The sequence below is a fragment of the Caballeronia sp. LZ035 genome, assembly GCF_031451175.1.
Lineage (GTDB): Bacteria > Pseudomonadota > Gammaproteobacteria > Burkholderiales > Burkholderiaceae > Caballeronia.
Window position 1 is genome coordinate 1,856,493 of record NZ_JARUXS010000001.1, and the last position, 12,880, is coordinate 1,869,372.

At 65.9% G+C, this 12,880-nt stretch carries 10 protein-coding genes; 5 read left to right on the top strand and 5 right to left on the bottom strand.

Going from position 1 to position 12,880, the window contains the following annotated elements; all coding sequences use genetic code 11:
- The first annotated feature begins 49 nt into the window (after window positions 1–49).
- A complete protein-coding gene (locus QCE88_RS08850; protein WP_309903470.1) occupies window positions 50–2,506 on the top strand; it encodes a family 20 glycosylhydrolase in 2,457 nt (818 codons plus the stop codon).
- A gap of 556 nt (window positions 2,507–3,062) precedes the next feature.
- On the opposite strand, the gene QCE88_RS08855 is transcribed toward QCE88_RS08850, so the two are convergent.
- From QCE88_RS08855 to QCE88_RS08875, 5 genes are all read right to left on the bottom strand, one after another.
- Window positions 3,063–3,845: a peptidylprolyl isomerase gene (locus QCE88_RS08855; protein ID WP_309832235.1), complete on the bottom strand. Its 783-nt coding sequence runs from the start codon at window positions 3,843–3,845 to the stop codon at window positions 3,063–3,065.
- Between the two features lie 123 nt (window positions 3,846–3,968).
- Window positions 3,969–4,283, bottom strand: coding sequence for a BolA family protein (locus QCE88_RS08860; RefSeq protein ID WP_309901038.1), 315 nt, complete (start codon window positions 4,281–4,283; stop codon window positions 3,969–3,971).
- Window positions 4,280–4,816: a septation protein A gene (locus tag QCE88_RS08865; protein ID WP_309808244.1), complete on the bottom strand. Its 537-nt coding sequence runs from the start codon at window positions 4,814–4,816 to the stop codon at window positions 4,280–4,282. Before QCE88_RS08865 ends, QCE88_RS08860 begins: the two co-directional genes overlap by 4 nt.
- A 137-nt stretch (window positions 4,817–4,953) precedes the next feature.
- Window positions 4,954–5,370 carry a peptide-methionine (R)-S-oxide reductase MsrB gene (gene msrB, locus QCE88_RS08870; protein WP_309901040.1) on the bottom strand — a complete coding sequence of 139 codons (417 nt, stop codon included), beginning with the start codon at window positions 5,368–5,370 and terminating at the stop codon, window positions 4,954–4,956.
- 49 nt (window positions 5,371–5,419) lie between these two features.
- The gene (locus QCE88_RS08875) at window positions 5,420–6,946 is read right to left on the bottom strand and encodes a protein adenylyltransferase SelO (protein WP_409018070.1); all 1,527 of its coding nucleotides are present in this window, start codon (window positions 6,944–6,946) and stop codon (window positions 5,420–5,422) included.
- A gap of 181 nt (window positions 6,947–7,127) precedes the next feature.
- On the opposite strand from QCE88_RS08875, the gene QCE88_RS08880 reads away from it, so the two are divergent.
- The 4 genes from QCE88_RS08880 to QCE88_RS08895 all read left to right on the top strand — a co-directional run bounded on the left by QCE88_RS08880 (window position 7,128) and on the right by QCE88_RS08895 (window position 12,870).
- Window positions 7,128–8,786 (top strand): 3-(methylthio)propionyl-CoA ligase, encoded by a 1,659-nt coding sequence (locus QCE88_RS08880; protein ID WP_309901044.1) that lies wholly within the window; start codon window positions 7,128–7,130, stop codon window positions 8,784–8,786.
- 171 nt (window positions 8,787–8,957) lie between these two features.
- A complete protein-coding gene (locus QCE88_RS08885) occupies window positions 8,958–11,042 on the top strand; it encodes a 3-hydroxyacyl-CoA dehydrogenase NAD-binding domain-containing protein (RefSeq protein ID WP_309901046.1) in 2,085 nt (694 codons plus the stop codon).
- A gap of 14 nt (window positions 11,043–11,056) precedes the next feature.
- A complete protein-coding gene (pncA, locus tag QCE88_RS08890) occupies window positions 11,057–11,695 on the top strand; it encodes a bifunctional nicotinamidase/pyrazinamidase (protein ID WP_309903472.1) in 639 nt (212 codons plus the stop codon).
- Complete coding sequence (locus tag QCE88_RS08895) at window positions 11,692–12,870, top strand: acetyl-CoA C-acyltransferase (protein ID WP_309901048.1); 1,179 nt, start codon at window positions 11,692–11,694, stop codon at window positions 12,868–12,870. The genes pncA and QCE88_RS08895 overlap by 4 nt, the downstream gene beginning before the upstream one ends.
- Window positions 12,871–12,880: the final 10 nt, after the last annotated feature.

Here is a 12,880-nt window from a genome sequence, read left to right on the forward strand (position 1 = left end):
TTCACATTACTTAGGCATACCTATTTCAAGGGCAGTGACTATCGTCGTCATGGCATGTCTCGTGGCGTCGTGCGGTGGATCAAGTTCGGACGCGGATGCCGACCGCTTGTCGCCTGCAGCGCGAGCCGCCGCCATTGGTGACGCATTGACGGTGCGCGTGGCGATCGACGTCAATGACGCTGCTGTGTCCGGCACGAACTGCGCGGACCTGGGCGCGGACTGGGCCAGTTGCGCGCGCGGCAGGCTGATCCTGGAGAACGGCGGGGCGCGCAGACTGGCAGCGGGCGGCTGGACGCTGTACGTACACAGCATCCGGCGGCTGCTCATGGTCGGGAATCCGGCCATCGCGTGGAAACACATCACCGGCGACCTGTACGCGCTGACGCCCGCGCCGGGCGCCTTTAGGCTGGGCAGCGGCGAGCGGGTCGAGGTGCCGTTCGTCGGGGAATACTGGTACCGGCGCACCAGCGACCTGCTGCCGCGCGCGTATGTCGTGGCGGATGGCGATGCCGGTTTCGCCGTTCTGCGCAACAACGACACCGACGACGAAACCCGCTATGTCGATCATCTTCCGGCCGTGGCGGATGACGCCGCCGCGTTTGCCGCGACGCCCGCTCAAGTGTTGCGGGCGCGGGCCGAGGCCGTTCTACCCGACGTTCGTCAGGTCGCGGCGCGGGCATTGCCTTCAGTGCTGCGCGAAGCGGCCGGTCAGGGCGTCGTGCAGATCGGCGCGGTGGAACTGAACCTGACGGGACTGACGGCCGCGCAGACCTCGGCCCTGGCCACGCGGGCCGCCACGCTCGGGCTCAGTGGACCCGCGGTGCGCGTGAACGGCGTCATCGCCGCCGGCACGCTGCCCGCCGATATCGCGAAGCACGGCGGCTACCGGTTGAGCATCGCATCGGGCGGCGTGAACATCGAAGCCTTCGACGCCGCCGGGCTCTATTACGGCACACAGACGCTCCTGTCGCTGACGCCCGCGGGCGGCGGCAGCGTGCCGGCCATGACAATCGAGGATGCACCGCGCTATGCGCATCGCGGCATGATGGTGGACGTGGCGCGCAACTTTCGCCAGCCGGCCACGCTGCGCCGTTTGATCGACCAGATGAGCGCGTACAAGCTCAATCGGCTGCATCTGCATCTGTCGGACGACGAGGGTTGGCGGATCGAGATTCCCGGCTTACCCGAACTCACCGAGGTCGGCGCAAAACGTTGCCACGACCTCAGCGAGACTCGCTGCCTCGTGCCGCAGCTGGCGTCGGGGCCGGACAATCGTTCGGGCGGCGGCTATCTGAGCCGCGCCGATTACGTGGCGCTGGTGCGCTATGCGGCCGACCGCTTCGTCGAGATCATTCCCGAAATCGACATGCCGGGGCACGCGCGGGCGGCCGTGGTATCGATGGAAGCGCGTTATCGGCGGCTGCACGCACAAGGCAATGAGGCAGCGGCCAGCGCTTATCGCCTGCTCGATCCCGCCGACACCACGAACGCCACCACGGTGCAGTTCTACGACCGTCGCAGCTTCCTCAATCCATGCGGGGACGGTGCGCGGCGTTTTGCGTCGAAGGTGATCGGTGAGATGGCGTCGATGCACCGCGAGGCAGGCGCGCCGCTGGCCATCTGGCACTTCGGCGGCGACGAAGCGAAGAACATCCTGCTCGGCGCGGGCTTCCAGCCGCTCGACGGCACGGACCCCGGCAGGGGACGCGTGAATCTCGCCGCACAGGACAAACCGTGGGGGCGCTCGCCGCAGTGCGCGGCGTTGATCAGAGCAGGGCTGGCGGCCTCCGTCGACGAACTGCCTTCGATGTTCGCACGGCAAGTCAGCCAGATCGTGAGGACGAACGGCATCGGCACCATGGCGGCCTGGCAGGACGGCATCCGGCATGCGAACGGGCCGCAGGATTTCGCGACGTCCAGCGTGATGGTGACGCTGTGGGACACGCTCTTCTGGGGCGCCGCCGACACCGCCCGCACGCTCGACACACAGGGCTACCAGACCGTGCTCGCGCTGCCTGACTATCTGTACTTCGACTTTCCCTATTCGTTCGACCCGAAGGAGCGGGGCTATTACTGGGGCTCGCACGCCACCGACAGTTTCAAGACTTTCTCGCTCGCGCCGGACAACCTGCCGCAGAACGCGGAGATCATGCCCGACCGCGACGGCCGTCCGTTCGAGGTGACGAGCGCGGGTTCGGCGCCGCGCATCGAGGGCATGCAGGGCCAGGCCTGGGCCGAGGTAATGCGCACGGATACGCAGTACGAGTACATGGTGTATCCGCGTCTCTTGGCGCTGGCGGAACGGGCCTGGCATCGGGCGGCGTGGGAGCGGCCGTTCGCGGCGGGCGAGCGCTATCGCCTGGGCGAGACGAACAAGGTCGACAAGGCGGCGCTCGCGAACGACTGGGCGGGTTTCATGAGCGTGGTGGAGAATCGGGAACTGCCGAAGCTGGTGCGGGCGGGCGCGACAGTGCGACCGGGCCTCGCGCTCGCGAGCGGCGGGTGAGTCAGCGCGAGTCAGGAAGAAGACTTGATCTTGAAGCTACGCGGCGCAAGCTCAAAAGCTGGCCGAACGGCCTGACCGCATGGCGCTTGAGCGGCCGCTTGTGATCATCATTCGTGAGCGGAAAAAGAACCGGGAACTGCCGAAGATGGTGCGGCCGGGCCTTGCGCTCGCGAGAGGGGGTGAGTCAGCGCGAGTCAGGCGAAGACATGATGAAGCTACGCGGCGCAAGCTCAAAAGCTGGTCGAACGGCTTGAATGTATGGCGCTTGAGCGGCCGCTTGTGATCGTCACGCGTGAGCAAAAGAAGCACCGGGAACGGCCGAAGCTGGTGCGGCCGGGCCTTGCGCTCGCGAGCGGGGGGTGAGTCAGCGCGTATCAGCAAGAAGCCGCCGCCTGCGATCGTCATGCGTGAACAGGGACTCCATGGCCGGGCAGGCGGCGTTCACGCCGGCAAGCAACGTGCGTTGAAGGCCAGCACAAACACGCCCGTCCGGAAACGACAAAGCCGCCGAAGGGCGGCTTTGTGCCTGAAACAATCCAGCCGTACAGCCTGCCGCTTACTTCACCACGGCCTTCTTGCGCAGACCTTCTTCGAACCCTTGCAGCTTCTCCTGCTGAATCTGCTGGGCGATCTGCGCCTTCACCTGCTCGAGCGGCGGCGGGGCGACGTCGCGGGAATCGTCGAGGCGGATGATGTGCCAGCCGAACTGCGTCTTGACCGGCTCCGGCGTGACTTCACCCTTCTTGAGCTTCTCCGCCGCAGCGCCGAATTCCGGCACGTACGCCGACGGCGCCGACCAGTCGAGATCGCCGCCGTTCTTGCCCGATCCCGGGTCCTTCGAATATTGCTTGGCCAGGTCCTCGAAACTCGCGCCGCCCTTGATCTTGGCGATCAGGTCTTTCGCCTGGGCTTCGTTGTCGACGAGGATGTGATGCAGATGCAGTTCGGTGCCGCCGCCATTCTGTTTGACCAGCTGGTCGTAGCGGGCCTTGATTTCGGCATCGGTCGGCGTGTTCTTCTTCACGAAGTCTTCGATCATCGCGCGCAGCACCACGGTCTGCTGCGCGACCGCCAGTTGCGCCTTGACGTCGGGACGCGACGCGATGCCTTCACGCGCGGCTTCCTGCATCAGGATTTCGCGATTGATGAGTTCTTCGCGCACGGCTTGCTGAAGCTGCGGCGAATCCTGCTGACCTTGCGCGACCAGTTGCTTCACGAGCGCATCGGCGCGCGACGTGGGAATCGGCGTGCCGTTCACGACGGCGACGTTCTGCGCAAACGCGGGGGCCGCCGCGAACGCAGCCAGCAACACCCAGACGCGGGGTTTTTTCAGAGTCATCGGAGAGTCCTAACTGAGCAAACAGACGCCTTCACAGGCGAGATTCAAGAAGCAGGGAAAACGGCAAGCAAGAGGCGCGTATCGGGTCACATGAATCCGCGAAGATTCATCGCCGGGTCGCGCCTAGTCGAATTGTTCCGCGAACTCCTGCGGCGTATAAGCCCGGATGGCCAGCGCATGCACCCCACGCTGCATTTCGTCGGCCAGCGCATCATACACCAGCCGATGCCGCGCCACGCGGGCCCGGCCCGCAAAGCATCCGGCCACGATCGTCACGGTGTAGTGGCTGCCCGAAGCCGCGCCGGCGTGGCCCGCATGGGCCGCGCTGTCGTCGTCGATATGCACGGACTGCGGCGCCAGCGCCGCGTTCAGACGCGCTTCCAGATGGGCGATCTTTGCGGCGGCCGTGGCGCTCATGAAATCGAAGGCATCGCTCATTGACCATCCTCCTTCATGTACTTCGCGAGCCAGAAACTCTGCGCGACGATGAACACCACCAGGCATCCGGTGGCGCCGAACAGCTTGAAGTTGACCCACTGGTCCGTCGTGAAGTGATACGCGACGAACAGGTTCACGATACCGAGCAAGCCGAAGAACACGGCCCACGCGACATTCAATTGTCCCCAGACGCGATGCGGCAGCACGATCTGCTTGCCCATCATCGCTTCGATCAAATTCTTCCTGAAACCCAGTTGCGCGACGATCAGCGCGACGGCGAACAGCCAGTACAGCGCGGTGGGCTTCCACTTGATGAAGGTGTCGTTGTGCAGCACGAGCGTCGCGCCGCCGAACACCACGACCACGCCGAGGCTCACCCACAGCATCGGGTCCACCTTGCGGTGGCGGAAGGCAACCCAGGCGATCTGCAGCAAGGTCGCCGCGATCGCCACGGCCGTCGCGGTGTAGATGCCCCAGACCTTGAATGCGACGAAAAAGAGAATGATCGGAAACAGATCGAACAGAAATTTCATTGGCGTCCGGACGTGAAAGGCGGCGGATAAGGTGCAGCGCATGAACGAACGCCCGCTCGGATTGCAGCGGGCGTCAGACAGTTGAAACAGAAGCGCAAGCCGGTGTCGCGTGCGTGCGCCCGATTACATGGATTCGCTTACTTGGGTTCGAATTGTAGCGCAGCCGAGTTGATGCAATAGCGCAGGCCGGTCGGCGCGGGGCCGTCCTCGAACACATGGCCGAGATGCGCGCCGCAGTTCTTGCACACGACCTCGATGCGCAGCATGCCGTGCGAGCGGTCGGTCTTCTCCTGGACCACTTCACCGTTGATCGGCTTGAAATAGCTGGGCCAGCCGCAGCCGGCGTCAAATTTCGTGTCCGACTCGAACAGCGGCGTGCCGCAGCAGACACAATCATAGATGCCGCGGTCGGTGTGATCCCAGTATTTGCCCGTGAACGGCCGCTCGGTCGCGGCATGGCGCGTGACCTGGTATTGCATGTCGTCCAGTTCGCTGCGATAGGTCGCATCGTCCTTCTGCAGCGGATAGCTCGCGGGGGTGTCGTCGTGGCTCATCTGTGGTTCCTTTGATCTGGCCGGGAAGGCCGTGTATATGAGGACGATCCTACGAAGAACAACTCACTTCGAGATCGCTCGCCCAGTCGGGCGGCAGGCCGGCATAGGCCTCGTTCCCGGGCTGCTCGTCGTAAGGGCGGCGCAACACGTCCAGCAGGCGCGCGACTTCGGAAAAATCCTTCTCCGCCGCCTGCCGGATCGCCTGTTCCGCCAGATGATTGCGCAGCACGTATTTCGGGTTCACGCGGTTCATGGCGTCCGCGCGCGCGGCGTCGTCGCGCGTTTCGTGCGCGAGACGTTCGCGATACTTCACCGCCCACGCGTCGAACGCGGCGCGGTCGAGGAACAGGTCGCGCACCGGCGCGTCGGCGCTTGCATCGGCCTTGCGGAGTTTCGACAGATTGCGGAACGTGAGCGTGAAGTCCGCCCGGTTCGCATGCATGATTTCGAATAGGCCGTTGGCGAGTGCGTCGTCGCCCTCGCGTTCAACGGCCAGGCCCAGTTTCGCGCGCATCGTTGCGACGAGCGCCGGAGCGAAGCGCGTCTTGAAGCCTTCGAGCACTTTCTGCGCTTCCTCGACGACGCGTTCCGCGCGGCCTTCCTCGGGCAGGTTGTCGCCGAACAGCGGCACGAGCGCCTGCGCGAGACAAAACAGGTTCCAGTAGCCCACCTGCGGCTGCCGGCCATACGCATAGCGGCCCTGCGTGTCCGAGTGGTTGCAGACGTGATGCGCGTTGAAGCCGTCCATGAAGCCGAACGGACCGTAGTCGATGGTCAGGCCGAGAATCGACATGTTGTCGGTGTTCATCACGCCGTGACAGAAGCCGACGCCTTGCCATTGCGCCATCAGGTCGGCGGTCGTGCGCACCGCCTCGGCCAGCAGCGCGAGATACGGGTCCGGCTCCGCGCGGCAGTGCGGATAAAAGCGGTCGATCACGTGATCGGCGAGCTTCCTGAGTTCGTCGGGGCGGTCGTTCGAATAGAAATGCTCGAAGTGCCCGAAGCGCACGAAGCTCGGCGCGACGCGCGTAACGATCGCCGCGCTTTCCATCTCCTCGCGGCGCACCGGCAGGTCGGAACCGACGACCGCGAACGCGCGCGTAGTCGGTATGCCCAGGTGATGCATCGCTTCCGAACACAGGAATTCGCGGATCGACGAGCGCAGCACCGCGCGGCCATCGCCCATGCGCGAGTACGGCGTGCGTCCGGCGCCTTTCAGCTGCACTTCGAGGCGCGTGCCGTCGTGCTCCACTTCGCCGAGCGTGAGCGCGCGTCCGTCGCCCAACTGGCCCGCCCACACGCCGAACTGATGCCCCGAGTACACGGCGGCGTAGGGCAGGGCATCGGCTGGCCAGTCACGCGTGGGATTGCCCGCGAAGTAAGCGGCGAAGGCGTCTTTCTCCGGGCCGGTGGCAATGTCCGGATGGAAGCCGAGCGTCTGCGCCGTCTCGCGCGACAGCCCGACGAGATACGGCTCCGGCACGGGCGCGGCAGGCAGGCGAGTGAGGAATGCGGTGCCGAGCGCTGCGAAGGAACCCGGCTTGCCGGCTTCGACGGCACCGGCGATCTGCTGCATCGATGGTGCGTCCGCGGGTGTCTCGTCCCGCGAAACGCTTGGGGAAAACGACATATTGAGCGCCTCTGAGTTAAACGATATTGTAATTCCGCGCCCGCCGGCCTGCAGGGGCCGGCCCAAGCGCCGGCAGGCCATGGATCCGGCCGTCGACCCGGCCATCGACCACCCGAGGACTTCGCCCATGATGTCGCCGCTTCACGGCCAGATGATGGAAGTACCGTTGCTCGCGTCGTCCCTGCTGTCCCATGCCTCGCGCCACTTCGGCGATACCGAGATCGTTTCCCGCCGTATCGAAGGCGACATCCACCGCTACACCTGGCGCGACTGCGAACGCCGCGCGAAGCAGCTCGCGCAGGCGCTGACCGCGCTCGGCGTCGCGCAGGGCGAGCGCGTCGGCACGCTCGCGTGGAACGGCTACCGGCATCTGGAGTGCTACTACGGCGTGTCGGGCATGGGCGCCGTGTGCCACACGATCAACCCGCGCCTGTTTCCGGATCAGGTCGCCTTCATCATCGATCACGCCGACGACGCCTATGTCTGCTTCGACATGACCTTCGCGCCGCTGGTCGAGATCATCGCGCCGCAGTGTCCGAACGTGAAAGGCTGGATCGCGCTCGGCGATGCATCGTGCATCGAGACGCATCTGTCGGACCTGAGCGTGCCCGTGATGAGCTACGAGACGCTCATCGGCGCGCACGACGGCGACTACGACTGGCCGATGCTCGACGAACGCCAGGCTTCGTTCCTGTGCTACACGTCGGGCACGACCGGCAATCCGAAGGGTGCGCTGTATTCGCATCGCTCGACCGTGCTGCACGCGTACGGCGCGGCGCTGCCCGACGCAATGGGCGCATCGGCGAGCGACTCCATTCTTCCCGTCGTGCCGATGTTCCATGTGAACGCGTGGGGCATTCCGCACGCGGCCCCGCTGGTCGGCGCGAAGCTCGTGCTGCCGGGCAAGGATCTCGACGGCCAGTCGCTCTATGAATTGATGGAAGCGGAAGGCGTCACCTATTCGGCCGGCGTGCCGACCGTGTGGATGGGGCTGCTCGCCTATCTGAAGCAGCACGGTTTGCGTTTCTCGACGCTCACGCGCACGGTGATCGGCGGTTCCGCGTGTCCGCCGGCGATGTTGCGCATCTTCGAGGAAGAGTACGGCGTGCAGGTGATCCACGCGTGGGGCATGACGGAGATGTCGCCGCTCGGCACGCTGTCGCGTCTGAGCTACCGGCAGAAGCAGCGGCCGCCCGAGGAGCAGCGGCATGCGCTGGAAAAGCAGGGCCGCGCGCTGTTCGGCGTGGACATGAAGGTGGTCGGCGACGACGGCCGCGAACTGCCGTGGGACGGCAAGTCCTTCGGCGACCTGTACGTGCGCGGGCCGTGGGTCATCGACCGCTATTTCCGGCGTGACGACTCTCCGCTCGTCGACGGCTGGTTCCCGACCGGCGATGTCGCGACCATCGACCCGGACGGCTTCATGCAGATCACGGACCGCAGCAAGGACGTGATCAAGTCAGGCGGGGAATGGATCAGCTCGATCGACCTGGAGAACATCGCGGTGTCGCATCCGCAGGTGGCCGAGGCGGCGTGCATCGCGTGCGCGCATCCGAAGTGGACCGAGCGGCCAGTGATCGTCGCCGTGCTGAAGCCGGGCGCGACTGTCACGCGCGAGGAACTGCTCGCCCATTTCGACGGCAAGGTGGCGAAGTGGTGGATCCCCGACGACGTGATCTTCGCCGAGGAATTGCCGCATACCGCGACCGGCAAGCTGCAGAAGGTCAGGCTGCGGGAGCAGTATCGCGACCACGTGCTGCCGACAGCCGCCGAGAATCCGGCCTGACGCACGGATTCGCCCATTCTGAAGCCCCGGATGCGTACCCGCGTCCGGGGCTTCGTCATCTTCAGCGCGCTTGAGCGTTAAGATCGCACTGTGTGACGATCGTGCTTTTCCGCCTCGCGCGGCCGTCGGCTACGCTCATTCCTTTATCGCGGTCCATCGGGAGACAGCTTCATGGCAGTGGATTATTCGATCCGCGACGGCGTCGCCGTCATCATGCTCGACAATCCGCCGGTCAACGGACTCGGGCACGCGACGCGGCTCGGCATCGTCGAAGGCATCGAGCGCGCGAACAGCGACGCGAACGTATGCGCCATCGTCCTGATCGGCGCGGGCAAGGCCTTTTCGGGCGGCGCCGACATCACCGAATTCAATACCCCGAAGGCCACGCAGGAACCGACGCTCCTCACCGTCATCAAGGCCGTCGAGGGCAGCACGAAGCCCGTCGTGGCCGCGATTCACGCCGTGGCGATGGGTGGCGGCCTGGAACTCGCGCTCGGCGCGCATTACCGCGTCGCCGCGCCGGGCGCGCAGATCGCGCTGCCGGAAGTGAAGCTCGGCCTTCTGCCGGGCGCGGGCGGCACGCAGCGTCTGCCGCGCGCGGTTGGGCTGGAGACGGCGCTCAACATGGTCGTGTCCGGTACGCCGGTGCCGTCCGAGCAGCTCGCGCATAGCGGGCTCTTCGACACCCTGGTACAAGGCGATCTGCTCGACACCGCGCTGAGCTTCGCGCGCAATGCCGCGGCGCGCGGCGGGCCGCATCCGAAGCTGCGCGAGCGACGCATCGAGCATGCGAACGCGGAGGGCTTCATCCACTTCGCGCGCAACAACGTGGCGGCGGTGGCCCGCAATTTCCCGGCGCCGCACAAGTGCATTGACGCGATCGAGAAGGGCGTCAAGGAAGGCTTCGAACGCGGCCTCGCGTTCGAGCGCGAATGCTTTCTCGCGCTCGTGCAGACACCCGAGAGCCGCGCGCTGCGGCATGCGTTCTTCGGCGAACGCGCGGCCGGCAAGATCGCCGACGTGCCGTCGAACACGCCGGTCAGGAAGATCGAGCAGATCGGCATCGTGGGCGCGGGCACGATGGGCGGAGGCATCGCGATGAACTTCCTCAACGCAAAGCTGCCCGTCACGCTGCTGGAAACGAAGCAGGACGCGCTGGATCGCGGTCTCGCGACGATTCGCCGCAACTTCGAGGCGCAGGTGAAGAAGGGCAAGCTCACGCAGCAACAGGTCGAAGAACGCATCGCGCTGATCCGCCCGACGCTCTCGTTCGCCGATCTCGCGCAAGCCGATCTGATCATCGAGGCGGTGTTCGAAGAGCTCGAGGTGAAAGAGCAGGTATTCCGCAAACTCGACGAAGTGGCGAAGCCGGGCGCGATCCTCGCGTCGAACACGTCGACGCTCGATCTGAACCGCATCGCGTCGTTCACGCAGCGTCCCGGCGATGTGATCGGCATGCACTTCTTCAGTCCCGCCAACGTGATGAAGCTGCTCGAAGTGGTGCGCGGCAAGGAGACGTCGAAAGACGTGCTCGCCACCATCATGCAGCTCGCGAAGAAGATCAAAAAGACGGCGGTGGTCTCGGGCGTGTGCGACGGCTTCATCGGCAACCGCATGATCGAGCAGTACATTCGCCAGGCGCTCTTCATGCTGGAGGAAGGCGCGCTGCCCGCGCAGGTGGATCGCGCGATCGAACAGTTCGGTTTCGCGATGGGCCCGTTTCGCATGAGCGATCTCGCGGGCAACGATATCGGCTGGGCGATCCGCAAGCGGCGTTATCGCGAACAGCCGGAACTGCGTTACGCGCGCGTGGCCGATCGCCTGTGCGAGATGGGCCGCTTCGGACAGAAGACGGGCGCGGGCTGGTATGACTATGCGCCGGGCAAGCGCGACGCGATCCCGTCTGCCGCCGTCGACGGGATGATCGCCGGCTTCTCCGCCGAACAGGGCGTCACGCGGCGCGAGATCGGCGATGAGGAAATCGTCGAGCGTCTCGTGCTGTCGCTCGTGAACGAAGGCGCGAAGATTCTCGAGGAAGGCATCGCGGCGAAGGCCTCGGACATCGACATGGTCTATCTCACCGGCTATGGCTTCCCGCTCTGGCGCGGCGGCCCGATGCTGTACGCGGATACCATCGGTCTCTATAACGTCGATCGCGCGCTGCGCAAGTTTGCCGCCCAACCCAACGGCGATGCCTGGCAGCCCGCCGCGCGCATCGCGGAACTCGCCGCCGCCAACGGCCGCTTCAACGCCTGAGCCTTTTGAACATGATGAAACCCGTGGAAGACGTACTGATCGTCGTAGACGTGCAACCCGATTTCATGCCGGGCGGGGCGCTGGCTGTCGCGCGCGGCGACGAGGTCGTGCCGGTCATCAACCGCATCGCGGCCGGCTTTTCGCATGTCGTGCTGACTCAGGACTGGCATCCGCGCTCGCATGTGTCGTTCGCGGCGACTCACGCGGGACGCCGGCCCTTCGAGACGATGACGCTGCCCTACGGCGAGCAGGTGCTATGGCCCGTGCACTGCGTGCAGGACACCGAGGGCGCGGCGCTGCATCGCGACCTGCATGTACCGCACGCGCGGATGGTCGTGCGCAAGGGCCATCACGAACACGTCGACAGCTATTCGGCGTTCCTCGAAGCGGATCGCTCGACGCCGACCGGCTTGACGGGCTATCTGCGCGACACCGGCGCGCGGCGCGTGTGGCTCGCCGGACTCGCGACCGACTATTGCGTCGCGTGGTCGGCGCTCGACGCACGCGCGGCCGGCTTCGAAACCATCGTGATCGAGGACGCATGCCGCGCGATCGACCTGGACGGGTCGCTGGCGCGCGCGTGGCAGGACATGCTCGGCGCTGGCGTGCGGCGCGTGAGTTCGAACGACATCGAAACGAGAGAGACAACATGACCGACGCCGTGATCGTAGCCACCGCGCGCACCGCGCTCGCCAAATCGTGGCGCGGCGCACTCAACATGACCCATGGCGCGACGCTCGGCGGTCACGTCGTACGGGCGGCGGTCGAACGCGCGGGCATCGACCCGGCGCGCATCGAGGACGTCGTCATGGGCTGCGCGTTTCCCGAAGGCGCGACCGGCATGAACGTCGCGCGGCAGATCGCCTTGCGCGCCGGCTTGCCGGCCGCGGTGCCGGGCATGACGGTGAACCGCTTCTGCTCGTCGGGCCTGCAGAGCATCGCGCTCGCCGCTCAGCGCGTGATGACGGGCGAGGGCGAGGTGTTCGTTGCGGGCGGCGTCGAGTCGATTTCCTGCGTGCAGAACGAGATGAACCGCCACATGCTCAAGGAAGGCTGGCTCGACACGCACAAGCCTGCAATTTACTGGCCGATGCTCCAGACCGCCGAGAACGTCGCGCGGCGCTATGACATCTCGCGGGAGCGGCAGGACGAATACGGCGCCCGTTCGCAGCAACGCGCGGCCGCCGCGCAGGCTGCCGGCCGCTTCGATGCCGAGATCGTGCCGATCACCGTGCTCGCCGGCATCGCGGACAAGGCCAGCGGCCGGTTGTTCACGCGCGAAGTCACGCTCGCCGCCGATGAGGGCATTCGCGCGGACACCACGCTCGAAGGCGTCGCGAAGATCCGCACGGCGCTGCCGGGCGGCGTCATCACGGCGGGCAACGCGAGTCAGTTTTCGGATGGCGCGTCGGCCTGCGTCGTCATGAGCGCGACGCTTGCCGAACGCGAAGGGCTGCAACCGCTCGGCCTCTTTCGCGGTTTCGCGGTGGCGGGCTGCGAGCCGGACGAAATGGGTATCGGGCCGGTGTTCGCGGTGCCGAAGCTGCTGCAACGCGCGGGGCTCACCGTCGATGACATCGGCTTGTGGGAACTGAATGAAGCCTTCGCCGTGCAGGTGCTTTATTGCCGCGACCGGCTGGGCATTCCCGACGAGCGCCTCAATGTGAACGGCGGCGCGATCGCGGTCGGGCATCCGTATGGCGTGTCGGGCGCGCGGCTCACGGGACATGCGCTGATCGAAGGCAAGCGGCGCGGCGCGCGCTTCGTCGTGGTGACGATGTGCGTCGGCGGCGGGCAGGGCGCGGCGGGACTGTTCGAGATCGTGTGACCAAAGCGCG

Excerpts from the sequence above, each read along its gene's own strand:
- QCE88_RS08895 (WP_309901048.1), top strand. The coding sequence starts at position 11,692 with ATGACCGACGCCGTGATCGTAGCCACCGCGCGCACCGCGCTCGCCAAA.
- msrB (WP_309901040.1), bottom strand. The coding sequence starts at position 5,370 with ATGAGCCACGACGACACCCCCGCGAGCTATCCGCTGCAGAAGGACGAT.
- pncA (WP_309903472.1), top strand. The coding sequence starts at position 11,057 with ATGAAACCCGTGGAAGACGTACTGATCGTCGTAGACGTGCAACCCGAT.
- QCE88_RS08885 (WP_309901046.1), top strand. The coding sequence starts at position 8,958 with ATGGCAGTGGATTATTCGATCCGCGACGGCGTCGCCGTCATCATGCTC.
- QCE88_RS08875 (WP_409018070.1), bottom strand. The coding sequence starts at position 6,946 with ATGCAGCAGATCGCCGGTGCCGTCGAAGCCGGCAAGCCGGGTTCCTTC.
- QCE88_RS08865 (WP_309808244.1), bottom strand. The coding sequence starts at position 4,816 with ATGAAATTTCTGTTCGATCTGTTTCCGATCATTCTCTTTTTCGTCGCA.
- QCE88_RS08880 (WP_309901044.1), top strand. The coding sequence starts at position 7,128 with ATGATGTCGCCGCTTCACGGCCAGATGATGGAAGTACCGTTGCTCGCG.
- QCE88_RS08855 (WP_309832235.1), bottom strand. The coding sequence starts at position 3,845 with ATGACTCTGAAAAAACCCCGCGTCTGGGTGTTGCTGGCTGCGTTCGCG.
- QCE88_RS08850 (WP_309903470.1), top strand. The coding sequence starts at position 50 with ATGGCATGTCTCGTGGCGTCGTGCGGTGGATCAAGTTCGGACGCGGAT.
- QCE88_RS08860 (WP_309901038.1), bottom strand. The coding sequence starts at position 4,283 with ATGAGCGATGCCTTCGATTTCATGAGCGCCACGGCCGCCGCAAAGATC.